The organism is Aeromonas sp. 600774, from assembly GCF_049175075.1.
GTDB lineage: Bacteria > Pseudomonadota > Gammaproteobacteria > Enterobacterales > Aeromonadaceae > Aeromonas > Aeromonas veronii_A.
This window is the reverse complement of the sequence record NZ_JAAKUJ010000006.1, coordinates 50,035-76,462: the sequence shown is the minus strand read 5'-3', so window position 1 is coordinate 76,462 and position 26,428 is coordinate 50,035. Positions and strand designations below refer to the sequence as shown.

Sequence of the window (26,428 nt, the reverse complement as noted above, 5' to 3'; positions counted from 1 at the left end):
TATTTTGTCTAACTCTCGGCTTACAGAGTCCGTTGGATTTCAACAGTCTCGTAAACTTCGATCTGGTCGCCTTCGCGCACGTCGTTGTAGTTCTTGACCGCGATACCACACTCGTAACCGTTGCGAACTTCGTTGACGTCATCCTTGAAGCGGCGCAGGGATTCCAACTCGCCTTCATAGATAACCACGTTGTCACGCAGAACGCGAATACGGTTGGAACGCTTGACCACACCTTCGGTAACCATACAGCCAGCAACGGCGCCGAACTTCGGCGACTTGAAGACGCTACGCACTTCAGCCAGACCGATGATCTCCTGACGATACTCAGGGGCCAGCTTGCCGCTCATGGCCTGCTTCACTTCGTCGATCAGGTCATAGATGACGGAGTAGTAACGCAGATCCAGGCTCTCGGATTCGATGACCTTGCGCGCAGACGCGTCGGCACGAACGTTGAAACCAACCAGAATGGCGCTGGAAGCAGCAGCCAGGGTCGCGTCGGTTTCGGTGATGCCACCTACGCCGGAACCCACGATCTTCACCTTCACTTCGTCGGTGGAGAGTTTGACCAGCGCATCGCAGATCGCCTCCACAGAACCTTGTACGTCGGCCTTGATCACCACGTTTACTTCGGACACTTCGCCCTCGGTCATGTTGGCGAACATGTTTTCCAGCTTGGCCTTCTGCTGGCGAGCCAGCTTGACTTCGCGGAACTTGCCCTGACGATAGAGCGCCACTTCACGGGCTTTCTTCTCGTCACGGACAACAGTGGCTTCGTCACCGGCAGAGGGAACGCCGGAGAGACCCAGGATTTCCACCGGCAGGGACGGACCCGCTTCCTTGATCTCGCGACCCAGTTCGTCACGCATGGCGCGAACACGGCCGTACTCGAGACCACACAGAACGATGTCGCCCTGACGCAGAGTACCTTCTTGTACCAGTACGGTAGCAACCGGACCACGACCTTTATCTAGGAAGGATTCGATCACGACGCCGTTGGCCATACCGTCAACCACCGCTTTCAGCTCCAGTACTTCAGCCTGGATCAGGATGGCTTCCAGCAGATCGTCGATACCCTGACCGGACTTGGCAGATACGTGCACGAACTGGCAGTCTCCACCCCAATCTTCGGACATGACGTTGTAACGGGCCAGCTCGGTCTTGACGCGATCCGGATCCGCTTCAGGCTTGTCGATCTTGTTGACCGCAACAACCAGCGGCACACCGGCCGCCTTGGCGTGCTGGATTGCTTCGATGGTTTGCGGCATCACGCCGTCGTCAGCTGCAACAACCAGGACCACGATGTCGGTCGCCTTGGCACCACGAGCACGCATGGAGGTAAACGCCGCGTGACCCGGGGTATCCAGGAAGGTGATCATGCCACTGTCGGTCTGGACGTGGTAAGCACCGATATGCTGGGTAATACCACCGGCTTCGCCAGCAGCAACCTTGGCTTTACGAATGTAGTCGAGCAGCGAGGTCTTACCGTGGTCAACGTGACCCATGATGGTAACGACAGGTGCGCGCGGCTTGGCTTCGGAGGTCTCGTCACGATCGGACAGTACCGCCTCTTCCAGCTCATTCTCACGACGCAGCACAACCTTGTGACCCATCTCCTCGGCGACCAGCTGAGCGGTCTCCTGGTCGATCACTTGGTTGATGGTGGCCATGGCCCCCATCTTCATCATCGCCTTGATGACTTCAACGCCCTTGACGGCCATCTTGTTGGCTAGCTCGGCCACGGTGATGGTCTCACCGATGACAACGTCGCGGTTCACCACGGCAGCCGGCTTGTTGAAGCCATGCTTCATGGCGTTCGGGGTAGCGACCTTGCCACGTTTGCCTTTACGGGCACGCGGATCACGGGAGTTGCGATCATTGCGATCATCATCGCGACGACCCGCCTTTTTCGGTGCCTTGACAGCGGCAGCGGCAGTACGACGGCTGGTCTCTTCTTTGCGATCCAGCTCGTCTTCTGCAGCTTGCGCATGCTTGTTGGTTGTCAGGTGATAATCGCTGCTCTCTTTGGCACGAGCAGCTTCTTCTTCAGCCCAGCGGGCTGCGTTCTGTTCCGCCATGATGCGAGCCTCTTCGGCTTTCTTCGCGGCGAGTTCTTCAGCTTTTTTCAAAGCTGTCTGTTCCTGTTGGCGCTTCAGTTCTTCTGCTTCGCGCTTGGCCATCTTTTCTGCCTCTTGCTGAGCTGTGCTACTGGCTGCTTTGGCGGGCTGTTGAGCCTGTCGAGCCTTTTGTTGTGCCTCGATCCGCGCCTTTTCCTCAGCTTCACGACGAGCCTGCTCAGCCTCACGGCGAGCCTTCTCTTCAGCTTCGAGGCGAGCCTTCTCTTCGGCTTCGCGACGAGCTTTTTCTTCTGCTTCCAAACGCGCTTTTTCCTCGGCTTCCGCCTGACGCTGTTCTTCTTCCAGCGCCGAGCGTCTTACATAGGTGCGAGATTTGCGAACTTCCACCTGCACTTCTTTGTTCTTGCCGCCGGTTCCCTGAACACTGATGGTGCTCTTGGTCTTGCGCTGCAAAGTCATGCGGGCAGGAGCGGCGACCTCGTCACCTCCATGCTGTTTCTTCAGGTGTGCCAGCAGAGTCTGCTTTTCAGACTCGCTGACCATGTCGTCGGCCTTGCTCTTGCTGATACCGGCATCGACAAACTGCTGGAGAAGACGATCAACCGGTGTGTCGATGTCAGTGGCAAGTTGTTTGACTGATACTTCTGCCATTCATTTTCCTCCGTTTGATCTTACTTAAGACTGCTCTTCTCCGAACCAACAGATATTGCGAGCAGCCATAATGAGCTCACCCGCCTTCTCGGCAGTCAGCCCTTCAATACCAGCAAGGTCATCGATACCTTGCTCAGCCAAATCTTCCAGGGTACCCACGCCGCGGCCCGCCAGAGCGTATGCCAGTTCACGACTCAGACCGTTCAGATTGAGCAGCTCTTCGGACGGCTCGACGCCATCGAAAGACTCCTCTTTGGCCAGCGCCTGGGTAGTCAGGGCATCTTTGGCACGCTTGCGCAGCTCTTCGACCATGTCTTCATCCAGACCGTCGATAGCCAGCAACTCGTTAACCGGCACGAAGGCGATCTCTTCCAGAGTCGAGAAGCCCTCTTCCATCAGCAGACCGGCAAAATCGTCATCGATATCCAGGGTGCTGGTGAACAGGTTCATGATGCGGTCGTTCTCGGCCTGGTGCTTAGCACGCATGTCCTCGACGGTCATCACGTTCAGCTCCCAACCGGTCAACTGGGAGGCCAGACGCACGTTCTGACCATTGCGGCCGATAGCCTGGGCCAGGTTGGCAGCTTCCACGGCGATATCCATGGTGTGGTTGTCTTCATCAACGATGATGGAGGCCACATCGGCAGGTGCCATGGCATTGATCACATACTGGGCCGGGTTGTCATCGTACAGCACGATGTCGGCGCGCTCACCACTCAGCTCGGCGGAGACAGCTTGCACACGGGCACCACGCATACCGATACAGGCACCAATCGGGTCGATACGACGATCGTTGGTCTTCACCGCGATCTTGGCGCGGGAACCCGGATCACGGGCAGCGCCCATGATTTCGATCATCTCTTCACCGATCTCCGGTACTTCGATACGGAACAGCTCTTTCAGGAAGTCCGGGCTGGAACGGCTGACAAACAGCTGAGAACCACGGGCTTCTGGACGTACTGCGTAGAGTAGGCCACGAACGCGGTCACCCGGGCGGAAGGTTTCACGCGGCAGCATGTCATCACGGAAGATCACGGCTTCAGCATTGCTGCCCAGATCCAGGATGACGTTGTCGCGGTTGCTCTTCTTGACGACACCACTGATGATGGTGCCTTCTTTATCTTTAAACTGATCAACTACTTGTGAACGCTCCGCTTCGCGCACTTTCTGCACGATAACCTGCTTGGCGGTCTGGGTAGTGATACGGTCGAAGGTCACAGAGTCGATCTGGTCTTCAACATACTCGCCGATCTGGATTTCTGGCTGATCAATCTGCGCCGCTTCCAGGGTAATTTCAGCATAGGGGTTTTCCATCGCGGCTTGATCTGCGATTACCAGCCAGCGACGATAGGTGTCGTAGTCACCGGTCTTGCGATCGATCTCGACCCGAACTTCAATCTCGCCTTCATATTTCTTTTTGGTCGCAGTCGCCAGCGCAGTCTCCAGAGCCTGGAAAATCTTCTCGCGGGGTACAGCTTTCTCGTTGGACACAGCGTCAACGACCAGCAAAATCTCTTTATTCATATCCGATAGCCTCGTTAACCAAAGTTCGGCACTATGTTCGCTTTTTGGATATTGGTGAAAGCCAACACTTCGTCCTTACCATCTACCGTCAGGGTGATCATGTCGCCCTGAACAGCTTTGATTACGCCTTTGAACTTGCGGCGGTTGTTTGTTGCCATCCGAAGCGTTACCGCCGCCTCTTGGCCAACGTATTTTTCGAACTGGGCAACCTTGAACAACGGACGATCCAGACCTGGGGAAGATACCTCGAGGTAGTACTCCTCGGTGATGGGATCCTCAACGTCCATGATGGCGCCAACCTGATGGCTGACTTCAGCACAGTTTTCAACGGTCACACCCTGCTCACCGTCGATATAGACGCGCAAGGTGGAGTGTTTACCCGCACGGATAAACTCAATACCCCAAAGTTCAAAACCCAAGGCAACGACCGGAGCCTCGAGCAGATCGGTCAAACGTTGTTCCAACGTAGCCAAAGTCACCCTCCGAAAAACAAAAAAAGGGCATAAAGCCCAGATAGAGAACGATTCAGAGTAAATTGCACATAACAAAAAGCCCCGATGTCAAATCGGGGCTTGGCGCTTTACCCTGATTGTCGCCTCGCAGCGACCGCCTTCCTGAGCGTAGGAAATGCGTGAAATTTGGTTGCGGGGGCCGGATTTGAACCGACGACCTTCGGGTTATGAGCCCGACGAGCTACCATGCTGCTCCACCCCGCGTCCGAAATCGTGCGAGATTATAGCCACTTCACTCTCTCGATACAAGACTGACTGGCTATAATATACCCGGTCACCCGGGTCACTACTTAATTGGTGCCGTGGGCGGGACTCGAACCCGCACACCCTAGAGCACTACCCCCTCAAGATAGCGTGTCTACCAATTCCACCACCACGGCAAAACTCTTACTCGGGAACGTCAGTATCTTTCTTCACTGGCGCTTTGGTCTGCTCAACCTGTTGGGTTTGTTGCAGATTTTCCCATTCACTACCCTGTTTTACCTTGTTGCTGGACATAGAGCCGAGCACCAGGCTGATTACGAAAAACAGAGTAGCCAAAATCGCTGTTGTTCTGGTCAGGAAACTGCCTGAACCACTGGAGCCGAATACAGTATTCGATGCCCCTGCGCCGAAGGAGGCGCCCATATCAGCCCCTTTACCTTGCTGAATCATCACCAGACCAATCAGAGCCAGTGAAACCAGCAGATAAACGACCAAAAGAATCTCGTACATTTAACTTGCACCCTTTGCCGCTTCAACAATTCCTAAAAACGCATCGCTATCAAGACTCGCTCTGCCAATCAATCCGCCGTCTACGTCGGGTTGGGCAAACAAATCTCTCGCATTGCTCGGCGTTACGCTCCCACCATAGATGATCCTAACTTTCTCACCTATTACCGGAGTATCCTCCGCCAAGCGACCACGTATAAAGGAATGAACCTCTTGTGCCTGCTCGGGTGTGGCGCATTTACCTGTACCTACAGCCCAAATCGGCTCGTAGGCGATGATAGCATTATCGAAAGCCATCGCGCCATTTTTCTCTATGACGATATCCAGCTCTTCAGCTATCACCTCGAAGGCTCTTCTCGCCTGCCTAGCCGCCCCTGACTCACCCAAACAGAGGATGGGAATCAAGCCTGCCGCTCTAGCTGCCGCAAACTTCTCTGCGACGATAAAACTGGTCTCACCAAAGAGACGCCTGCGCTCGGAGTGTCCTACCAATACGTAACGACACCCTGCCTCAACCAGCATCTGACACGAGATTTCCCCGGTGTAAGCGCCAGTAGCGTGCTGACTCACATTCTGAGCCCCCAACTTTATCACCTTCTGCTCATTGAGCAGCGAAGCGCTAAAATCGAGATGCACATGGGAAGGACAGAGAACTACATCTACTTTTTCGTCAACACCGCTCAGGCACTGACTCGTAAACTGCTCTAACTGCGACCTACTACCGTGCAGCTTCCAGTTGGCTGCTACAAACGGTTTGCGATGTCCCATCGGCAACTCCCTTGCGAAAGCGGGGCTGATAATATCCAGAGGATGCTCAGCTGACAAGTGCTATTTTTAAATTTTCGAATCGTTTGAACAAGATACAACCAGAGCGGCTAAAAAGCCGCCCTATTTGTTCATTAAAACGCCGACTCGACCTGTTTGGCGATGCGTTGAGCCATGTCACGCACCTGCTGTTCATGTTCGCCTTCGACCATGACCCGGATCAGTGGTTCGGTACCGGATTTACGCAACAGTACGCGACCACGACCAGCCAGCTCCTGTTCCACCTTGGCAACCTCAGCCATGACAGCATCAGCGGCCAGCGGATCCTTGCCTTCGGCAAAACGAACATTGACCAGTACCTGCGGGAACTTGCTCATGCCGGAGCGCAGCTTGGCTAGCGGCATCTCGGCACTACGCATGGCAGTGAGCACCTGCAAAGCGGCCACGATGCCATCACCCGTGGTGGTCTGATCAAGACAGATGATGTGACCGGAGTTCTCGCCACCGATACGCCAGCCCTTCTCTTCCATCATCTCCAGCACGTAGCGGTCGCCTACCTTGGCACGGGCAAATGGGATACCCAGTGTCTGCAACGCCAGTTCCAGACCCATGTTGGCCATCAGGGTACCGACGACACCGCCCTTGAGACGACCGTTGCGCAAGGCATCCCGTGCGATGATATAGAGCACTTCATCACCGTCGATGAGATAGCCGGTATGGTCAACCATGATCAGACGGTCACCGTCACCATCAAAGGCAACCCCCAGATCAGCCTTGCACTCCAGCACCTTGGCAACCAGAGCGTCAGGCGCAGTCGAACCAACACCATCGTTGATATTGAGGCCATCCGGGGCACAGCCCATGGTGATCACTTCAGCACCCAGCTCGCGGAAAACCGACGGCGCAATGTGGTAAGTAGCGCCATGACCGCAGTCCACCACCATTTTCACCCCATCCAGATTCATGTGAGAGGGGAAGGTGCTCTTGCAGAATTCGATATAGCGACCGGCGGCATCATCAATGCGCACCGCTTTACCAAGTTCGGCCGACTCGACACACTTGAGCTCGTGATCCAACTCGGCTTCGATAGCCAGCTCGACATCATCAGGCAGCTTGGTGCCGTCGGCGGAGAAGAACTTGATGCCGTTGTCATAGAATGGATTGTGGGAGGCGCTGATGACGATGCCAGCTTCGGCACGGAAAGTGCGAGTCAGGTAGGCAACCGCCGGGGTGGGCATGGGCCCCATCAGAATGGCCTTAAGGCCTGCCGCGGAGAGCCCCGCCTCCAGCGCGGATTCCAGCATGTAACCGGAGATACGGGTATCTTTGCCAATCAGCACCTTTTTGGTGCCCTTCTTGGAGAGCACTTTGCCTGCAGCCCAACCCAATTTCATCACGAAGTCAGGGGTGATCGGGTATTCGCCGACTTTGCCGCGCACACCATCTGTGCCGAAATACTTTCTTGCCATTGTCTGTTCTCTTTATTATCTGGAAATAAAATCTTGTCCCGTCATTGCCAGCCAACCGACGCGCAATGCGTCCATGGTCTCCCGTACATCGTGTACCCTGATGATGCGGGCCCCATGCTGCATGCCGATAAGGGCGCATGCCAGACTGCCCGCCAGACGCTCATCCACCGGACGGCCCAGCAGGTTGCCTATCATAGACTTTCGCGACATCCCCACCAATAGCGGCAAGCCATAATCAAGCAGTTCCTTTTGGGCCGCCAACAGCTGATAGTTGTGTGCAAGGGTCTTGCCAAAGCCATATCCCGGATCCAGCAACAGATCTTCGCGTTGGATCCCGGCTGCCAGACAAGCGGCAATGCGCTGCTCAAAAAAGGCGCGCACCTCTCCGATCAGATCGTCATAATGGGGCTCGACCTGCATGGTTCTCGGCTGCCCCTGCATATGCATCAGGCAGACAGGCACAGCAGCCTCGGCCGCTGCCTGCAGTGCTCCAGGCTCCTGCAGTGCCCGCACATCGTTGATCAGATGGGCTCCCGCCTTGCAACCCTCCCGCATCACAGAAGCTTTGGAGGTATCGAGGGAGATCATCACATCCAGCTCACGGGCCATCTGCTCCACGACAGGAATGACCCTGTCCAGCTCCTCCTGCTCGCTCACATCGGGCGCGCCAGGGCGGGTAGACTCGCCACCGATGTCGATGAGGGTCGCACCGTCAGAGACCATCTGGCGCGCATGGGCCATTGCCCGTTCAAGCTGGTTGAAATTACCACCATCGGAGAAGGAGTCGGGCGTCACATTGAGGATCCCCATCACATGGGGACGTTCGAGAGAGAGGCTAAGCCCCTTGCTAATCAGCTGCATCTTCACTTCCATTCGCAAAATAAAAACCCCGGGCAAGCCCGGGGTTTTCAACAACAGGATTTATTTAGCCGGGATGTCGTTGGCTTTGTCGATATTGGCATCCGCAACCGGAGCACTCTCGTCCGCAGCTGCCGGCTTGGGCTCGGCGGCAACAGTTGATCCGCCTTGTGGCGTATCTCCGTGCTCGTCGTGCCAGTTGCTCGGGGCACGAACCTCGCGACGGGCCATCAGATCATCGATCTGCTTGGCATCGATGGTTTCGTACTTCATCAGCGCATCTTTCATGCTGTGCAGCACATCCATGTTATCCAGCAGGATCTGCTTGGCGCGGTCGTAGTTGCGATCAATGACCTGCTTCACTTCGGCATCGATGATACGAGCAGTGTCGTCTGACATGTGCTTGGCCTTGGCCATGCTGCGACCGAGGAACACCTCGCCATCTTCTTCCGCATAAAGCATCGGGCCGAGACGCTCGGACATACCCCACTGGGTCACCATCTTGCGTGCGATGTCGGTAGCTCGTTCGATGTCGTTGGACGCACCGGTAGATACCTTCTCGGCTCCGTAGATCAGCTCTTCCGCCAGACGACCGCCATACAGGCTGGAGATCATGGACTCCAGATGCTGTTTGGAGTGGCTCCAGCGATCCTGTTCAGGCAGGTACATGGTCACGCCCAGCGCACGGCCACGCGGGATGATGGAGACCTTGTAGACGGGATCATGATCCGGCACCACGCGGCCGATAATGGCGTGACCCGCTTCGTGATAGGCCGTCATCTCCTTTTCGGACTCTTTCATCACCATGGAGCGGCGTTCTGCGCCCATCATGATCTTGTCCTTCGCCTTCTCGAACTCGGCCATGGAGACCACACGGCGGCTCTCGCGAGCAGAGAAGAGCGCTGCTTCGTTGACCAGGTTGGCCAGATCAGCACCGGAGAAACCTGGGGTACCACGGGCAATCAGCGCCGGGTTGACGTCATCAGCCAGCGGAACCTTGCGCATGTGCACTTTCAGGATCTGTTCACGACCACGAACATCTGGCAGACCAACCACAACCTGACGGTCGAAACGGCCCGGACGCAGCAGTGCAGGATCCAGTACGTCAGGACGGTTGGTGGCAGCAATGACGATGATGCCTTCATTGCCTTCAAAGCCATCCATCTCGACCAGCATCTGGTTAAGAGTCTGCTCACGCTCATCGTGACCACCGCCCAGACCGGCGCCACGCTGGCGACCGACGGCGTCGATCTCATCGATGAAGATGATGCAGGGGGAAGATTTCTTGGCCTGCTCGAACATGTCACGTACCCGGGAGGCACCGACACCGACGAACATCTCCACGAAATCGGAACCCGAAATGGTGAAGAAAGGCACCTTGGCCTCACCCGCAATGGCCTTGGCCAGCAGGGTTTTACCGGTACCGGGAGGGCCTACCAGCAGTACGCCGGTCGGGATCTTGCCACCCAGTTTCTGGAATTTGCTCGGGTCGCGCAGATAGTCGACCAGCTCCTTCACCTCTTCCTTGGCTTCATCGCAACCAGCTACATCGGCAAAGGTAGTCTTGATCTGATCTTCACTCATCAGGCGAGCCTTGCTCTTGCCAAACGACATGGCACCTTTGCCACCGCCGCCCTGCATCTGACGCATGAAGAAGACCCAGACACCGATCAGCAGCAGCATCGGGAACCAGGAGATGAAGATAGAGGTCAGCAAAGACGGCTCTTCCGGCTTCTCGCCCATCACTTTGACGTTGTGATTGAGCATATCGTTGAGGAGCTGGGGATCCGGCGCCGGAATGATGGTGGTGAAACGCTCACCAGTACGCTTGACGCCATTAATGACCTTACCGTCCATCCGCACTTCACGGATCTGCTCTTGGGTCACCTCTTTAACGAAGCTGGAATAGTCCAGCTGGCGACTTGAGGTATCGCTGGGGCTGAAGCTATTGAACACCGACATCAACACGACGGCGATGACCAGCCACAGGATTAAATTTTTCGCCATGTCACTCAAATCAGTAACCTCGCAGACTGACAGTTAACGATGAAGGTTAGGGTACTACAGTTTAAAACCGGTAGCCACAATGTAGACTTCCCGTGAACGAGCGCGGGACGAGTCTGGTTTACGAATCTTGACAGTGGTAAAAAGTTGACGAATTTCATTGAGATAGGCATCAAACCCCTCTCCCTGAAACACTTTCACCACGAAACTGCCGTCACCGCGCAATACCTGATTGCACATGTCCAGCGCCAGTTCGACCAGATACATGGAACGGGCCTGATCCACCTGCTGGGTACCGCTCATGTTCGGCGCCATGTCGGACATGACAACATCTACCTTGTCCGGGCCGACCCGTTCCAGCAGCGCGCCCAGTACAGCTTCCTCCCGAAAGTCGCCCTGAAGGAAATCGACACCGGCGATGGAATCCATAGGCAGAATATCGCAGGCGATCACCCGCCCCTTGTCACCGACCTGGTCGATGGCGAACTGGGACCAGCCACCGGGGGCCGCCCCCAGATCCACCACCGTCATGCCCGGCTTGAGCAGTTTGTCCTTGCCCTGGATCTCGTCGATCTTGAACACGGCACGGGATCTCAGTCCCAACTTCTGGGCTTTTTTGACGTATTGATCGTCAAAATGCTCTTTTAACCAGCGGGTTGAACTGGGGGAATGTTTTTTCTGGGTCATGATAATCGACTTTAAAAAACCACAAGGGTTATTAGTATTAAGGGCTAAGTGGGGGTAGAATACGCCCCTTTCAACCCTGACTTATGAAGAAATTGCGATGATTCTCAACAACAAACAGAAACAGTACCTCAAGGGCCTTGCCCACAGCCTCAAACCTGTCGTCCTGCTGGGTCAGCATGGTCTGACCGAAGGCGTACTGGCTGAGATCGATCTGGCACTGAACCATCACGAGCTGATCAAGGTTAAGGTTGCGTCTGAAGATCGTGAGATGAAACAACTGGTTATGGATGCCATCGTCCGTGAAACCGGTTCAGTCAAAGTACAGAGCATGGGCCATGTGCTGACCATTTATCGTCAGGCCAACGAACCCAAGATCCAGCTGCCCCGCAAATAAAAGGAAAGAGCGCAGCTCTTTCCTTCTTCCACTTCTTCCCGAGTCGCTTGCCAAAGTAGTCGCCAACCCCTTAACCTGCGATGAATACTTCCGGACACGCGCTATGGCTCACCATCAAATTCTAACCGACGATGAGCTGGCCATGCTGCGGGACTTGGGGAGCAATCAGGAGAGTCATCTCCTGAGTGGTCACCTCGACGGCCCCATGCTTGGCTTGCTGCAAAAAGCCGACAATCTCGTTCTCGAAGCCCGCTTCGCAGGACACCAGCTACGCTTTCCCCTCACCTTTACCCAAAGAGAAGATGGCTTTATCGAGCCACGTCTATCTGCTCCGGTGATCAGGGAGCTGGGGTTTGCCCGCCCTCGCGCCTGGCGACTCAGCCAGAAAGCGCGGTTGCGTACCGAGCAGGGGCACTATCAGGTGCTCAGCCTCTCCCTCAACGGGCTCATCGTCGAGCACATGCCTCTCGGCATGGTGGCGGATACACAGCTCAACGGCGAACTCTGTCTCGATGAGGAGGAACCTCTGCCACTGCAGGGACGATTGGTCAGGTTAATCAAATCCAACCCGGCCAGCGCCACCTGGGCGATCAGCTTCCAGATGAGCGAAAGCGACATAGAACGCCTGCGCCACTGGTTGTTTCAACGTCATCAGGATGCCTTTACCGAGGCCTATCAGGCTGGGTAAAGAGAAACAGGGGAGCACCCGCTCCCCTGTCCCATCAAATACTGCAGCGCTTAGAGATAAGCGACTTCCAGCACTTCGTACTCCACGTCACCAGCCGGAGTCTTGACGATGGCCACATCGTCAACTTCCTTGCCGATCAGGGCACGGGCAATCGGTGAATTGACGGAGATAAGGTTCTGTTTGATGTCGGCCTCATCATCACCCACGATGCGGTAGACAACCTCTTCCTCTGTCTCACTCTTGAGCAGGGTCACGGTCGCGCCAAAAATGATGCGGCCATTGTTGGTCATCTTGGTGACATCGATCACCTGGGCATTGGAGAGCTTGGCTTCAATCTCCTGAATGCGGCCTTCACAGAACCCCTGCTGCTCGCGGGCAGCATGGTATTCGGCGTTTTCCTTCAGATCACCGTGCTCACGGGCATCGGCAATCGCTTCGATAATCTGGGGACGCAGCTCGGTCTTGAGATATTCGAGCTCTTCGCGCAGCTTCTCAGCACCGCGAACAGTCATCGGAGTATGGTTCATAGTCGAAACCTGGGTTGCTTGAAAATAGAAGCTGCGGCGATCAGCAAGAAAGCCGCAGCAGTCGGTTCGGATGAGGCATCTTAATATGAAGCCGGCACAAAATCCATGTCAGCTCCCTGATGCAGATCCCACTTGCATCATCGACATTCCCCTCGCTTACTTCCCTTCCGGTACGGAAATTGGCGCCGAAACGGTCGGCTTGCCCTGCATGATGGCGATCTCCACCCGCCGGTTCATCCGACGATTTTCCGGGGTGGTATTGGGCACCAATGGCTGGGAATCCGCCATCCCCTGCACCACCAATCGCCCCTGATCAAAACCGGGGACCTTCAGCATCTGGTGCGCCACCGCCACCGCCCGCTGCGATGACAACTCCCAGTTGGACTGGAACAGCTCATCTTCAGTCGCCACGTTGTCGGTGTGACCGGAGATGGTGATTTCACCCGGCACATCCTTGAGCAGGGTCGCGACCTTGCGAATGACTGGCCAGAACTGGGGTTGCAGAAATGCCGAACCGGCCGGGAACGACGCTTTTTCCCTGATCCGGATGATGATCTGCTGGCCCAGCGCCTCAATCTCGATAGCGCCATCCTGGATCTGATCTTTCATCTGCTCTGCCAGCGCTTTTGCTAGAGTATTGGACTGTTCTTGCGCCTTCTTCGCATCCTGCGCAGTATCGCCCCCCGTCTGCTTACCATCACTCTTGTCCTGACCACCAGCCTGTTCGGCCTCACCGGGCAAAAAATCCAACTCAGTCTGGGTCAGATCGATGGTCTGCTGCATCACGGTATCAATCGGGGTTGGTTCGGGACGGCCGGGACGAAACTCCTGAGCAATTACCGAGGTCCCCTTTGGGATATCTTTCACCTCGAGGATGTTCTGTACCCCAAATGCCTTCTCCATAGAACCCGCAATCTGCTTGAACTTCTGCACATCCATCTCGGCAAACGAGAGCAGCAGCACAAAAAAGCACATCAACAGGGACATGAGGTCGGCGAAGGTACCCATATAACCGGGCAAGCCGGGAGGCGGGCATTTGCAATCAGACATATTCCCTCCTATTCGGTGCCGGTATTACGCTTGGACTGGTTCAGATAGTTTTGCAGCATGGACTGGATCACCCGCGGGTTCTGGCCATCCTGAATCCCCATAATGGCATCGAGGATCAGGGTACGACTGAGCTTTTCTTCTCCGCTGCGCAGCTCCAGCTTATCGGCAATCGGGATCGCCAACATATTGGCCTCTATCGCACCGTACAGAGTGGTAAGCAAGGCCACCGCCATCGCCGGGCCGATCGACTTGGGGTCACTCATGTTGGCCAACATGGCCACCAACCCCACCAAGGTCCCAATCATCCCCATGGCAGGGCCCAGATCCCCAAGTGTACGGAAGACCTTGATGGCAATGACATGGCGCTCGGCTGTCAGGTCGATATCCTTTTCCATCACGGCACGCACCACATCGGCATCGTGGCCATCGACCAGCATGTCGATCCCTTTTTTCATAAATGCATTGGGGATCTCTGCGGCCTCCAGCGCCAGAAAGCCCCCTTTTCGAGCCGCGTCAGCCAGTTCAACGGCTTTGGTAATCAGGTCTTCAAGCTTGTCGCCCTTATACATAAAGGCTTTGCCCGCCACCTTGAATGCCATCAGGAACTGGCCAAGGTTGAACTTCATCATGGCGATGAAGATTGAGCCCAATACAGTGATGTAGACCGATGGCATATCCACATACATGCTCATGGGGCCACCCAGCAGCATGCCGTACACCACCACCCCGAAACCCAGCACTATCCCTATCAGACTGCCTAGATCCACGTCCCTACTCCTGTCACCGGTTCTTATGTCTATTTATAGTCTGTTGAATTTTCTGCTATTGCGACCCATGCGGCAAGCATGCACCCACTGAGAATGATGGCTCATTATCGGCCAGTTTAGCGAGAGTTTGAGGGGGCGATGCTTTTCTGCCTCCCCCCTGTGGACGGTCGATGTTAATATAAGCCGTTTTTTTCAATCCCCGAGGATGGACATGGCCAGTAAAAAAATCGACCGTCTGAGTTTTGATGCCACTCTGGAAGAGCTGGAAACCATCGTTCATCAGCTGGAACAAGGTTCCCTACCCCTGGAAGAGGCACTCAAGCAGTTCGAGCAGGGCGTTCATCTGGTTCGGGCCGGTCAGCAGAAGCTGGAACTGGCCGAACAGAAGATCCAGATCCTGCTCAGTCAAGCCGATGGCAGTGACCAGCTCGCCCCCTTCCAGCCAGAACAAGGAGAGGAGTGAGTGGCGCTGGACCATTTTTCCCGTCTGCATCGTCAGCGTATTGACGACTGTCTGTCAGCACAACTTGAATCCTTGCCCGCCATGGCACCGCGCCTGCGCGATGCCATGAGTTATGGCCTGCTGCTGGGCGGTAAGCGGGTTCGCCCGTTTCTGGTCTACGCGGTCGGCGAGATGCTGGGCGTCAAGAGCGAGCTGCTGGATGGCCCCGCGGCTGCCGTGGAGTGCATCCACGCCTACTCCCTGCTACACGATGACCTGCCCGCCATGGATAACGACGACCTGCGTCGCGGCCAGCCAACCGTTCACAAGGCGTTTGACGAAGGAACCGCGATTCTGGCCGGTGATGCGCTGCAGACCCTGGCATTCTCCATTCTGGCCGATCACCCCATGCCCGATACCTTGATGGCCAACCGGGTGCGGATGCTGAGTACCCTCGCCCGCGCCTCCGGCTATCTCGGTATGTGCGGCGGTCAGGCGCTGGATCTGCAGGCCGAAGGGCGCCAGATCTCGCTCGCCGAGCTGGAGCAGGTACACCGCCACAAAACCGGTGCGCTGATTGAGTGTGCCGTGGCGCTCGGCGCCCTGTGCAAAGCCGATGTCGATGACGCCACGCTGGCGGCCCTGCAAACCTACGCAGCAGCCATCGGGCTGGCCTTCCAGGTGCAGGATGACATCCTCGACATCACAGGTGATACCGCCACCCTGGGCAAGCCACAAGGTTCTGACTTGGCGCTGGAGAAAAGTACCTATCCGGCCCTGCTCGGACTCGAAAATGCCCGTGAGCTGGCTCGCGAACTGCACGGTAAAGCCTTAACAGCCCTGCAATCCTTGCCCTACAATACCGACATTCTGGAAGCGTTTGCCGATTACATCATCGAGCGAACCCACTAAACGCTGGATAACAGTAACAATATGAGCGTTGATATTAGCAATTTCCCCAACCTAGCTCTCGCGGACACCCCGATAGAGCTGCGTTCCTTGCCCAAAGATCGGCTGCCGGTGCTGTGCAACGAGCTGCGCGAATATCTGCTGCGCTCAGTCAGCCGCTCCAGCGGACACTTTGCCTCCGGTCTCGGTACTGTCGAACTGACCGTGGCCCTGCACTATGTCTACAACACCCCGTTCGATCGGCTGATCTGGGATGTGGGACATCAGGCCTATCCCCACAAGATCCTGACCGGGCGCCGAGATCAGATCCACACCATCCGTCAGAAGGATGGTCTGCACCCCTTCCCCTGGCGTGGCGAGAGCGAGTATGACGTGCTCTCCGTCGGCCACTCCAGCACCTCCATCGGTGCGGCGCTCGGCATGGCGGTCGCCGCCGAGAGCGAAGGGCTGGGTCGCAAGGTGGTGGCAGTGATCGGTGACGGTGCCATTACCGCAGGGATGGCCTTCGAAGCGCTCAACCACGCCGGCGATGTTCACAAGGACATGCTGGTGATCCTCAACGACAACGAGATGTCCATCTCCGAGAATGTCGGCGCGCTCAACAACCATCTGGCCCGGGTCATGTCCGGCAAGCTCTACACCACCATCCGCGAAGGCGGCAAGAAGGTGCTGGCGGGGCTGCCACCGGTCAAGGAGCTGGCCAAGCGGGCCGAAGAGCACCTCAAGGGGATGGTGGTGCCCGGCACCCTGTTCGAGGAGTTCGGCTTCAACTATATCGGCCCCATCGACGGTCACGATATCGAGGCGCTGGTCGAGACCCTGCGCAACATGCGCAACCTCAAGGGCCCGCAGCTGCTGCACGTCAAAACCAAGAAGGGCAAGGGCTACGAGCCGGCGGAGAAAGACCCCATCGGTTATCACGCTGTGCCCAAGTTCAATCCTGACGATTGCTCCCTGCCCAAGGCAAGTGGCGCCAAGCCCACCTTCTCCGCCATCTTCGGCCAGTGGCTGTGCGATATGGCAGCCAAAGACGAGAAGCTGGTCGGTATCACCCCCGCTATGCGTGAAGGCTCCGGGCTGGTGAAATTCAGCCAGCAATATCCGGATCGCTACTTCGACGTGGCTATTGCCGAGCAACACGCGGTCACCTTTGCCGCTGGTCTTGCCATCGCCGACAAGAAGCCGGTGGTCGCCATCTATTCGAGCTTCCTGCAGCGTGCCTACGATCAGGTGATCCACGATGTGGCGCTGCAAGATCTGCCGGTGCTGTTCGCCATCGACCGGGCCGGTCTGGTGGGCGCCGACGGCCCGACCCATCAGGGGGCGTTCGACATCAGCTTCCTGCGCACCGTGCCCAACATGGTGGTGATGACGCCATCTGATGAGAATGAGTGCCGTCAGATGCTCTATACCGGCTATCTCCATCAGGGCCCTGTCGCTGTGCGTTACCCACGCGGCAGCAGCCTGAGCGACGCCCCTATCTCGTCAGAAATGCAGGCACTGGCGCTTGGCAAGGGACGTATCCTGCGAGAGGGCAAAGGCACCGCTATTCTGGCCTTTGGTACCCTGCTGCACCACGCGAAAGCGGCCGCAGAGGCACTGGATGCCACCCTGGTGGACATGCGCTTCGTCAAACCGATAGATGAGGCGCTGGTGCTGTCGCTGGCAGCCAGCCACGATCAGTTTGTCACTCTGGAAGACAACGCCATCATGGGCGGCGCCGGTTCGGCTGTGAACGAACTGCTGATGCGCAGCAAGCAGTGCAAGCCGGTGCTCAACCTCGGCCTGCCGGATCGCTTCGTCGAACAGGGCACCCAGCAGGAGATCTATGCCCTGCTCGGTCTGGACGATGCAGGCATCCAGCGCAGCATCGAAAGCTGGCTGCAAGCCTGATAACGCTTAAAGCTATCAAGCAAAAGAAGGGCGCCTCACTGGCGCCCTTTTTATTTTGTGTTTCTGACCTAGATTACCCTTTGTAGATCTTGGGGTTAAACACATCCCGCAGCCAGTCACCCAACAGGTTGATGACCAGCACCAACACCACCAGGCAGATGCCCGGGAAGGCGGTGATCCACCAAGAGCCGGAGAAGATGTAGTTAAAGCCGACGCTGATAAGCGAACCGAGCGAGGGCTGATCAACCGGCATCCCCAGACCAAGGAAGGAGAGCGCCGCTTCACTCATGATGGCGTTGGCCACCTGCACGGTGGAGATCACCAGAATGGGCGACAAACAGTTGGGCAGAATGTGGCGGAACATGATGCGCGGGGCACGGAACCCCATCACCTTGGCCGCCTCCACATACTCCTTCTTCTTCTCCGCCAGCACAGAGGCGCGCACGGTACGGGCATACTGCGGCCACTCGGCGATACCGATGATCACCACCAGCATCATGATGGCGAACTTCGAGTAGAACTCGGAGCCAAAGGTTGCCTGAAAGATAGCGGAGATGATGATCGCCACCATCATGGTGGAGAACGACAGCTGCACATCGGCAAAGCGCATCAGCAGGTTGTCGATGCGGCCACCGAAATAACCGGCAATCAGACCAATGACGATACCGAGCACCAGTTGCAAGGCCACAGCAAACAGACCGATAGTGAGAGAGATACGGGCGCCATAGAGGATGGTGCTCCAGATATCCCGCCCCTGGTTGTCGGTACCGAGCCAGAAGCGCTCTTCGCCGCCTTCGAGCCAGGAGGGGGGCAACTCGGCATCCATCAGATCAAAACTGGTCTGGTCATAGACGTTGTGCGGGGCGAGCCAAGGCGCCAGCAGCGCCGCCAGCACGAACACCACAAACACCGCAAAGCTGAACATGGCTACCTTGTCCCGCAGGAAGTAGTAGACGATGTCAGAGTTCTTGAATCGTGCCCAACGGCTTGGGCTTGCAGTTACAGCATTAGTCATCTGTTACCCCTTGGCGGTCAGGTTAACGGTCGGGTTAATCAACCCGTAGAGCAGGTCGACCAGGGTATTGGTCACCACGAAGATCAGCCCCACGAAGATGACGTAGGCGGTGATCAGCGGGGTATCGACCCGGTGGATCGCCTCAAGGAACAGGAAGCCGGTGCCCGGCCACTGGAACACGCTCTCGGTCAGGATGGTGTAGGCCACCATGGTGCCGATCTGCACCCCGCCGACGGTAATGACCGGCAGCATGGTGTTCTTCAGAGCGTGCTGATAGTAGACCTTGTTGTTATCCAGCCCCTTGGCGCGGGCGAATTTGACGTACTCGGAGGAGAGCTGCTCCAGCATCTCGGAGCGCACCAAGCGGATAAACAGCGGCAACATGATGGAAGAGAGCGACACCGCCGGCAGGATCAGGTGCTTGATACCATCCCAGGTGAAGAAGCCCGACTCCCAGCCCAGCAGGTTACGGGTCTCGCCACGGCCATAGGCTGGCAGCCAGCCCAGCTGGATGGAGAAGAGGTACATCAGCATGATGGCGGTCAGGAACACAGGGATCGAGATACCGATACTGCTCCCCGCCATGATGATCTTGGTGGGTATGCTGCGCGGGCGGATCGCCGAATAGACACCGAGTGGAATGGAGACCACCACGATGATGAGCGCGGCGGCAAACACCAGCTCAAGGGTAGCCACCAGCTTGTCGAGGATCACCTCGAGAGCGGGTCGCTTGAAGAAATAGGAGGTGCCCAAATCCCCATGCACCGCATTTTTCAGAAAGCGGCTGTATTTGATGAGGAAGGGATCGTTGAGGCCCATCTTCTCGCGCAACTCATGACGCTGGGCTTCGGAGACGGATTGTCCCACCAGCTCGCGCAACGGGTCACCCAGGTTATCCTGGATGGAGAAGGCGACCAGGCTGATGACGAACATCACTATCACGGCCTGATAGAACCGTTTCAGCAGGAATGTAAACATGCTTGTCCTTCTACGTGGCCTGTGTCGTGGCACAGGCTTCTGTTAGTGGGCGGAGTGGCCAGCAGACCACCCCGCCCCGTCCTTCCTTGCGACGTTCTCTTACTTGCTGACCACCAGGTCACCCAGGTAAGGGAAGTTCATCACGTTGACTACCGGCTTGATATCGACGTTCTTCTTGGCGCCATAGGCCAGATCTTCCCAGTGCAACGGCACGTAGGCAGCATCTTCGATCACCATGGCCTCGACCTTCTTCAGCATCTCGGCACGCTTGGCCGGATCGGTCTCGGCGTTGGCATCCATCACCAGCTTGTCAGCTTCGGCGTTGGCATAACCGGCGCAGTTGTACTGGCCCATACCGGTCTTGGCATCCTTGGTGAAGGTCAGGAACTCGAAGAAGTTCGCAGTATCTTCGGTGTCGGAGTGCCAACCGATCATCTGCATGTCCGCGGCACACTTGTCAAACTCGGGCCAGTACTGGGCTACCGGCATGGTCTTCAGATCCACCTTGATGTTGATCTTGGCCAGCATGGCGGAGACAGCCTGGGCAATCTTGACGTCGTTGACGTAGCGGGCCGCGGGGGCAATGAAGGTCATCTTGAAGCCTTTCTCGTAACCGGCCTCTTTCATCAGCTCCTTGGCCTTGGCCAGATCATATTGGGGCACCAGCGCCTCGTTGTGACCGGCATAGCCTTTCGGGCTCAACTGGCCAGCAGGGGTACCGAAGCCCTTGTTGATCTTCTCGACGATACCCACCTGGTTGATGGCGTAGTTGATCGCCTGACGCACGCGCTTGTCTTTCAGCGCCGGATTGGTGTTCTGGTTCAGCTCGATGATGATGGCACGGGTACCGGACAGGGTAACCAGCTGGGAGTCCTTGCCATTCTTCACGCGCTCCAGATCGTTCGGCGCAACCGGATAGATCATGTCCACGTCGCCACCCAGCAGGGCTGCAACACGGGTCGCATCTTCCTTGATCGGCACCACGGTCAGGTTCTCGACGTTACCCTTGGAGGCCTTGTCCCAGTAGTTGGCGTTGCGGGCATAATCGAGCTTCACACCCTGCTCGCGGAACTTGACGGTGAACGGGCCAGTACCGGAGACGTGGGTAGAGGCAAAGGAGTCGCCATTCTTGACGATCTCGGCCTTGTCTTTGCCCGCTTCAGTCTTGCCGGTGTAGAACTTGGAGTCCATCGGGAAGATGTAGGTGACGGTCTGCAGCACCAGCGGGAAGGGCTTGGCGGTAATCAGATCGACGGTGTAGTCATCGACCTTCTTCACTTCGCTGATGGGATCGAAGATCGCCTTGAAGTCGACGGAGGATTTCAGGCGGTTGACGGTCCACACCACGTCGTCAGCGGTGAAGTCGTTACCGGAGTGGAACTTGACCCCTTTGCGCAGGTGGAAGCGGACGGTCTTGTCGTCAATACGCTCATACTTCTCGGCCAGACGGGGCTCGAACTGCAGGTCCTGGGTGTAACGCATCAGGGGATCGAATACCAGGTGCGACATCTCCAGGGTCTGACCGGAGAGCTGCTCCTGCGGATCCAGCGAAGTGGCGTCAGAAGCGACACCCACCTTGATATCAGCGGCTGAGACACTGAAGGCGAAACCGGCGGCAAACAGCGCCAGGGCAATCTTGGACAATCCTTTCTTCATCTTGTTCTCCATGCTTTTGGCTTTCTTATGACACTTTTTTTGACAAGCAGACCGGCGCACCGGCGCTCTCCTAGCTTGCGATTTCCAGCCCCTCGCGGGACATTCCCTTGAACTCCGGCATGAGGGAGATCAGCTTGCGGCTGTACTCATGCTCGGCATTGGTAAAGAGTTTCTCGGTCTCGGCCACTTCCACCAGATGACCGTGCTGCATCACCCCGATGCGGTCGCACATCTGGCGGATCACCGGCAGATCGTGGCTGATAAACAGCATGGTGAGCTTGAGCTCCTGCTGCAGATCCTTGAGCAGGTTGAGGATCTGGGCCTGCACCGACACATCCAGCGCCGAAGTCGGCTCGTCGCAGATGAGAAAGCGCGGGCGAGTGGCCAGGGCGCGGGCAATGGAGATGCGCTGGCGCTGACCGCCGGAGAACTCGTGGGGATACTTGACCCCGGCACCACGGCCGAGACCCACGTGATCCAGCAGATCGCCGACAATCCCCTCAATCTGGCTCTCGCTGCTCGCCAGCTGATGGAAGCGGATCGGCTCGGCAATGATGTCGCGCACCTTCATCCGCGGGTTCATCGACGAATAGGGGTTCTGGAACACCATCTGCATCTGGCGGCGCAGCGGGCGACGCTCGCGCTCGCTCTTGAGGGCGGTCAAATCGATCCCCTCGAAGAAAATCTTGCCGGTATCAGGCGGATAGAGACCGGTGATGGCGCGGGCAATGGTCGATTTGCCGGAGCCCGACTCCCCCACCAGACCGAAGGTCTCCCCTTCGAAGATCTCGAAGCTGATGTTGTTGCAGGCGCGCACATACTGGCGGCGGCTCGGGAAGATGGAGTCCTTGGTGACGAACTTCAGATCGACGTTCTCCACCCGCAGCAGCGCCCCTTCATAGGCACGCTCGTCCTGACTCTGGCCGAGCCAGTGGGTCTTGAGGTCGATATTGGTATCCGGCGCACTGGCATCCTCGATATAGGAGACCAGCGGGAAACGCACCAGCTTCACATCGGAGCGGGGTACCGCCGAGATGAGGCTGCGGGTATAGGGGTGATTGGGGCTGCCCAGTACCTGTTCGGTCAGGCCGAACTCCACCAGATCGCCGCGATACATCACCGCCACCTTGTCGGTAACGTTGGAGACAACGCCCATGTCGTGGGTCACCAGCATGCAGCCCACCTGACGCTCTTTGCAGAGGGCGCGGATAAGCTGGAGGATCTGATCCTGAATGGAGACGTCCAGCGCCGTGGTCGGCTCGTCGGCGATGATCAGCTCCGGATCGCAGGAGAGCGCGATGGCGATAACCACCCGCTGACGCATGCCTCCGGAGAACTGGTGCGGATACTGTTTGATGCGCAGCTCCGGCTGCGGAATACCCACCGCCCCCATCAGCTCCAATGCCTTGGCAAAAGCGGCTTCGCGAGAGAGGTCGGTATTGGCCAGAATGGTCTCCACCAGCTGATGCTCAACGGTGAACAACGGGTTGAGGGAGGTCATGGGGTCCTGGAAGATGAACCCGATACGGGAGCCACGGATGGCCCGCATCTCGTTCTGGCTCTTGCCGGAGATAAGCTCGCCATTGAGATAGATATCGCCACGGGCGATGCGACCCGGCGGGCTCAGGAGATCGATAACGGCGTTGCCGATGGTGGACTTGCCGGCGCCGGATTCACCAACCACTCCGACAATCTCACCCTTTTCGATAGAGAAAGAGAGATCCTTCACCGCGGTCAGCACCCCGTAGCGGGAGGGGTACTCGATCCGCAAGTTCTTTACTTCGAGCAAGGACATGTTTACCTCTGCGGGGGACATCCGTCCCAAATAATTCGTCCGTAAATCAGCCGCAGATGCCGGTTGTTACCTTGGGCAATATTTGCTCAATCCATGAGGCAGCGAAACCAGCGATCCGGGCGGGTTTTTTGCATTTTTTTGGAATAACCCGCGAGTAACTTAGACGGTTTGACCACGGGTGTAAATGATTGAGTTATACAATTCCGCAATGTTTTGTGCAGATAACCACCAATTCTGCAGAGATAAATGATGATTTTCATCACAAAAATGGCCGGTGCGTCCGTACATCTATGGGTATCATTACTTTAATTTCAACAACAACGCAACAAGCAGCATTTATCACTATTTCCAAAACAATCACCAGCCCCGAATGAGTAGTGAATATTTATGTGAAATGGATGATAAACGGCAGCATATGCCGATGAATGAAAATTAAGCAGATATAAATCGGGGGATGCCAGAACGGTCATCCCCCGGAAGGTGGCTCTCAGCCGAGCCAAAATGCCAGTAATTGCATACAAAACAGGGCGAACAGGCCGGCGATCAGATCGTCCAGCATGATGCCCAGGCCACCGTGGATCCGGTGATCAAACCAGGAGATGGGCCAGGGCTTGAGCACATCAAACAACCGGAACAGCGCGAAGCCCGCCACCACCCACTCCCAACCGGCTGGCGCGGCGATCATGGTGACGCCAAAGCCGATCACCTCGTCCCAGACGATGGCGCCGTGATCCGGCATACCGATGGCATCGGTGGCGCTCTGGCAGATACGGATCCCCACAACAAAACCCGCCGCCAGCAAGGCGATAAACCAATAGGTCGGCAGCCCGCTCACCAGCAGATAGAGCGGAATGGCCGCCAGGGTGCCCATGGTGCCCGGCGCCTTGGGACTAAGACCGGAACCAAATCCCACCGCCAAAAAGTGAAGCGGATTTTTCAGATCCAGTCGTGTCAGCTCGGGCTTTATCCTGAACAAACTCATGCGAAGTGATCCCACCCTTTCAGTTGCAGCTCGACCGCTTGGTCGCCACGCAGATAGTCGATGCCCGGCTCGCCCGCCACGATGCGGCCGATGCGGCTGAACTTGACCCCGCTGTGGGCCAGCGCCGTATCGAGCGCGCCGCGGTGCTCCTCCGGTACGGTGAAGCAGAGCTCGTAGTCATCGCCACCGGCCAGCGCCAGTTGCCACGCCTCCTGCTCGCTCACCGCATCCTGCAACACCGGCGAGAGCGGCAGCAGATCGAGATCGATCTGGGCACGCACGCCGGAGGCCTTGAGGATATGGCCGAGATCTGATGCCAGACCGTCGGAGAGATCCAGCGCACTACCCGCCAGCCCGCGCAGCGCCTGACCGGCCAGAATGCGGGGATGGGGGTGGTCGAGCCGTGGCAGCACAGCTGCCAGCTGGTTCTCGTTGAGGGTGCGTTTGCCCAGCAGGTGGGAAAGCGCCAGCGCGGCATCTCCCAAAGTGCCGGTCACATAGATGCCGTCACCGGCTTTGGCGCCGCTGCGCATCAGGGCGCGACCGGCAGGCACCGACCCCTTCACCGAGATGGTGATGGAGAGCGGCCCGCGGGTCATGTCTCCGCCCACCAGCGCCACGTTGTAGTACTCGGCCAGCTCCAGAAACCCTTCGGCAAAACCGGCAACCCAACCTTCGTTGATGGCAGGCAGGGTCAGCGCCAGCGACACCCAGCGTGGCTCGGCACCCATGGCGGCGAGATCGGAGAGATTGACCGCCAGCGCCTTGTAGCCGAGATCCACCGGATCCATGTCGGGAAAGAAGTGTACGCCGCTCACCAGAGTGTCGGTGCTTACCGCCAGCTGGGTATCGGGGGGCAGGGTCAGCAGGGCACAGTCATCTCCAGGGCCCATCACCACGTCCTTGCGGGCGTGGGGGACCTTGAAGTACTTATCAATCAGCTCAAATTCACCCATACAGTAAAAAGCCAGCAATAAGCTGGCTCCTCTCTTAGATGCTGACGGACAGCAGGATCAACGCTTGTTCAGTGATTTGATCACCTTGTCCAGTACACCGTTGACAAACTTGTGGCTGTCATCGGCAGCAAAAGCTTTGGCCAGCTCGATCGCTTCGTTGATGACCACGCGCGGCGGTACATCATCACGACGGGTCAGCTCGTAGGTCGCCAGACGCAGGATCGCCTTGTCCACCATGTCCACTTCTTCCAGCGGACGGGAGAGGAAAGGTGCAAACACCTTGTCCAGCTCGCTGCAGTGGAGGGCTACCCCAAACAGCAGATCGCGGAAATAGTTCAGGTCTACACCCTTGGTGTCCTGATCGATCTTGAACTGCTCTTCGATGTCACCCACGTTAGCCTTGGTCATCTGCCACTGGTAGATGGCCTGGGTGGCGCAATGGCGGGCTTTACGGCGCTCAGACGGTTTCAATGTACTTCTCCTCGTTACACGTCCAGTTCTTTCAGGACGTTGATCATTTCGAGCGCTGCCAGTGCAGCCTCTGCACCCTTGTTACCCGCCTTGGTACCTGCACGCTCGATGGCTTGTTCAATGTTTTCAGTGGTCAGCACACCGAAGGCAACGGGAATTTCATATTCCATCATTACCTGGGCCATGCCCTTGCTGTTCTCGTTTGCCACCAGGTCGAAGTGGTAGGTGCCGCCACGGATGACAGTACCGACCGCCACGATGGCGTCGTATTGACCACTCTTGGCCAGCTTCTTGATGACCAATGGCATTTCAACCGCGCCCGGCACTTTTACCAGTGTCAGGTTGCTGTCCTGCACTTGACCTTGACGCTTCAGTACGTCCACCGCGCCGTTCACCAGACTGTCGTTGATGAAGCTGTTGAAACGGGCAACAACAATAGCAACGCGCGCCTCAGGAGCGGCGATATTTCCTTCGATAACCTTCATTGGAAATCCTGTATCTGTGCAATCAAAAGGGCCGGAGTCAAAAGTGCGCACATTCTAGCACAACAGACCCACGACAAAAACCATGGCCGCAATAGACGGCCATGATCGCGATTTAACCAGTCCGGCGCGCTTACTCACCGGTGAATTCCACGACTTCCAGACCG

The 26,428-nt window shown here is 57.0% G+C and carries 25 protein-coding genes and 2 tRNA genes; 5 read left to right on the top strand and 22 right to left on the bottom strand.

Annotated elements, in window-relative coordinates; genetic code table 11:
* Positions 1–20: 20 nt before the first annotated feature.
* The 11 genes from infB to rlmE all read right to left on the bottom strand — a co-directional run bounded on the left by infB (position 21) and on the right by rlmE (position 11,256).
* Positions 21–2,726, bottom strand: coding sequence for a translation initiation factor IF-2 (gene infB, locus G5171_RS08235; protein WP_005343549.1), 2,706 nt, complete (start codon positions 2,724–2,726; stop codon positions 21–23).
* 24 nt (positions 2,727–2,750) lie between these two features.
* A complete protein-coding gene (gene nusA / locus G5171_RS08230) occupies positions 2,751–4,250 on the bottom strand; it encodes a transcription termination factor NusA (RefSeq protein WP_005343546.1) in 1,500 nt (499 codons plus the stop codon).
* 14 nt (positions 4,251–4,264) lie between these two features.
* Positions 4,265–4,723 carry a ribosome maturation factor RimP gene (gene rimP / locus G5171_RS08225; protein WP_005343544.1) on the bottom strand — a complete coding sequence of 153 codons (459 nt, stop codon included), beginning with the start codon at positions 4,721–4,723 and terminating at the stop codon, positions 4,265–4,267.
* A 166-nt stretch (positions 4,724–4,889) separates the two neighbouring features.
* Positions 4,890–4,966 (bottom strand) — tRNA-Met (locus tag G5171_RS08220).
* 91 nt (positions 4,967–5,057) lie between these two features.
* Positions 5,058–5,142 (bottom strand) — tRNA-Leu (locus G5171_RS08215).
* A gap of 7 nt (positions 5,143–5,149) precedes the next feature.
* Positions 5,150–5,476 carry a preprotein translocase subunit SecG gene (secG, locus tag G5171_RS08210; protein WP_005343541.1) on the bottom strand — a complete coding sequence of 109 codons (327 nt, stop codon included), beginning with the start codon at positions 5,474–5,476 and terminating at the stop codon, positions 5,150–5,152.
* The gene (gene tpiA / locus G5171_RS08205; protein ID WP_421251340.1) at positions 5,477–6,241 is read right to left on the bottom strand and encodes a triose-phosphate isomerase; all 765 of its coding nucleotides are present in this window, start codon (positions 6,239–6,241) and stop codon (positions 5,477–5,479) included. It abuts the gene before it with no gap.
* Positions 6,242–6,372: 131 nt separating this feature from the next.
* Positions 6,373–7,707 (bottom strand): phosphoglucosamine mutase, encoded by a 1,335-nt coding sequence (gene glmM / locus G5171_RS08200; RefSeq protein WP_005338823.1) that lies wholly within the window; start codon positions 7,705–7,707, stop codon positions 6,373–6,375.
* A gap of 15 nt (positions 7,708–7,722) precedes the next feature.
* Complete coding sequence (gene folP, locus G5171_RS08195) at positions 7,723–8,568, bottom strand: dihydropteroate synthase (protein ID WP_421251341.1); 846 nt, start codon at positions 8,566–8,568, stop codon at positions 7,723–7,725.
* 60 nt (positions 8,569–8,628) lie between these two features.
* Complete coding sequence (gene ftsH / locus G5171_RS08190; protein WP_041207977.1) at positions 8,629–10,581, bottom strand: ATP-dependent zinc metalloprotease FtsH; 1,953 nt, start codon at positions 10,579–10,581, stop codon at positions 8,629–8,631.
* Between the two features lie 45 nt (positions 10,582–10,626).
* Positions 10,627–11,256, bottom strand: a complete 630-nt coding sequence (gene rlmE, locus G5171_RS08185; protein ID WP_033114154.1) for a 23S rRNA (uridine(2552)-2'-O)-methyltransferase RlmE — start codon at positions 11,254–11,256, stop codon at positions 10,627–10,629.
* A 97-nt stretch (positions 11,257–11,353) separates the two neighbouring features.
* Between rlmE and yhbY the strand changes: the two genes are divergently transcribed.
* On the top strand, positions 11,354–11,650 hold the full coding sequence (gene yhbY, locus G5171_RS08180) for a ribosome assembly RNA-binding protein YhbY (protein ID WP_033114153.1): 297 nt from the start codon (positions 11,354–11,356) through the stop codon (positions 11,648–11,650).
* A 103-nt stretch (positions 11,651–11,753) separates the two neighbouring features.
* Entirely contained in the window at positions 11,754–12,338 is a 585-nt protein-coding gene (locus G5171_RS08175; protein WP_041207975.1) for a hypothetical protein, read from the top strand.
* A gap of 50 nt (positions 12,339–12,388) precedes the next feature.
* Here G5171_RS08175 and greA read toward each other — a convergent pair whose 3' ends face one another.
* The 3 genes from greA to pomA form a co-directional block, all read right to left on the bottom strand.
* On the bottom strand, positions 12,389–12,865 hold the full coding sequence (gene greA, locus G5171_RS08170; RefSeq protein WP_041207974.1) for a transcription elongation factor GreA: 477 nt from the start codon (positions 12,863–12,865) through the stop codon (positions 12,389–12,391).
* 156 nt (positions 12,866–13,021) lie between these two features.
* Positions 13,022–13,915 carry a flagellar motor protein MotB gene (locus tag G5171_RS08165; protein ID WP_421251342.1) on the bottom strand — a complete coding sequence of 298 codons (894 nt, stop codon included), beginning with the start codon at positions 13,913–13,915 and terminating at the stop codon, positions 13,022–13,024.
* 8 nt (positions 13,916–13,923) lie between these two features.
* Positions 13,924–14,682: a flagellar motor protein PomA gene (pomA, locus tag G5171_RS08160; RefSeq protein ID WP_005358490.1), complete on the bottom strand. Its 759-nt coding sequence runs from the start codon at positions 14,680–14,682 to the stop codon at positions 13,924–13,926.
* A 211-nt stretch (positions 14,683–14,893) separates the two neighbouring features.
* On the opposite strand from pomA, the gene xseB reads away from it, so the two are divergent.
* Genes xseB through dxs form a run of 3 tightly spaced genes read left to right on the top strand, consistent with a single transcriptional unit; the run spans position 14,894 to position 17,926 of the window.
* Positions 14,894–15,145, top strand: coding sequence for an exodeoxyribonuclease VII small subunit (xseB, locus tag G5171_RS08155; RefSeq protein ID WP_005338838.1), 252 nt, complete (start codon positions 14,894–14,896; stop codon positions 15,143–15,145).
* Positions 15,146–16,036 (top strand): (2E,6E)-farnesyl diphosphate synthase, encoded by an 891-nt coding sequence (gene ispA / locus G5171_RS08150; RefSeq protein ID WP_005343523.1) that lies wholly within the window; start codon positions 15,146–15,148, stop codon positions 16,034–16,036.
* 21 nt (positions 16,037–16,057) lie between these two features.
* Complete coding sequence (gene dxs, locus G5171_RS08145) at positions 16,058–17,926, top strand: 1-deoxy-D-xylulose-5-phosphate synthase (RefSeq protein WP_421244659.1); 1,869 nt, start codon at positions 16,058–16,060, stop codon at positions 17,924–17,926.
* A 73-nt stretch (positions 17,927–17,999) separates the two neighbouring features.
* On the opposite strand, the gene G5171_RS08140 is transcribed toward dxs, so the two are convergent.
* The 8 genes from G5171_RS08140 to ribE all read right to left on the bottom strand — a co-directional run bounded on the left by G5171_RS08140 (position 18,000) and on the right by ribE (position 26,264).
* Positions 18,000–18,941: an ABC transporter permease gene (locus G5171_RS08140; protein ID WP_019445927.1), complete on the bottom strand. Its 942-nt coding sequence runs from the start codon at positions 18,939–18,941 to the stop codon at positions 18,000–18,002.
* 3 nt (positions 18,942–18,944) lie between these two features.
* Positions 18,945–19,919 (bottom strand): ABC transporter permease, encoded by a 975-nt coding sequence (locus G5171_RS08135; RefSeq protein WP_005343520.1) that lies wholly within the window; start codon positions 19,917–19,919, stop codon positions 18,945–18,947.
* Between the two features lie 99 nt (positions 19,920–20,018).
* Positions 20,019–21,575: an ABC transporter substrate-binding protein gene (locus tag G5171_RS08130; RefSeq protein WP_164536188.1), complete on the bottom strand. Its 1,557-nt coding sequence runs from the start codon at positions 21,573–21,575 to the stop codon at positions 20,019–20,021.
* Positions 21,576–21,645: 70 nt separating this feature from the next.
* Positions 21,646–23,370 carry a dipeptide ABC transporter ATP-binding protein gene (locus G5171_RS08125; protein ID WP_245132875.1) on the bottom strand — a complete coding sequence of 575 codons (1,725 nt, stop codon included), beginning with the start codon at positions 23,368–23,370 and terminating at the stop codon, positions 21,646–21,648.
* Between the two features lie 487 nt (positions 23,371–23,857).
* Positions 23,858–24,352 carry a phosphatidylglycerophosphatase A gene (locus G5171_RS08120; protein WP_421251343.1) on the bottom strand — a complete coding sequence of 165 codons (495 nt, stop codon included), beginning with the start codon at positions 24,350–24,352 and terminating at the stop codon, positions 23,858–23,860.
* A complete protein-coding gene (gene thiL, locus G5171_RS08115; RefSeq protein WP_026034998.1) occupies positions 24,349–25,308 on the bottom strand; it encodes a thiamine-phosphate kinase in 960 nt (319 codons plus the stop codon). The genes G5171_RS08120 and thiL overlap by 4 nt, the downstream gene beginning before the upstream one ends.
* A 57-nt stretch (positions 25,309–25,365) precedes the next feature.
* Entirely contained in the window at positions 25,366–25,779 is a 414-nt protein-coding gene (nusB, locus tag G5171_RS08110; protein WP_005343514.1) for a transcription antitermination factor NusB, read from the bottom strand.
* A 14-nt stretch (positions 25,780–25,793) separates the two neighbouring features.
* Positions 25,794–26,264, bottom strand: a complete 471-nt coding sequence (gene ribE / locus G5171_RS08105) for a 6,7-dimethyl-8-ribityllumazine synthase (protein WP_005338866.1) — start codon at positions 26,262–26,264, stop codon at positions 25,794–25,796.
* Between the last annotated feature and the right edge of the window lie 164 nt (positions 26,265–26,428).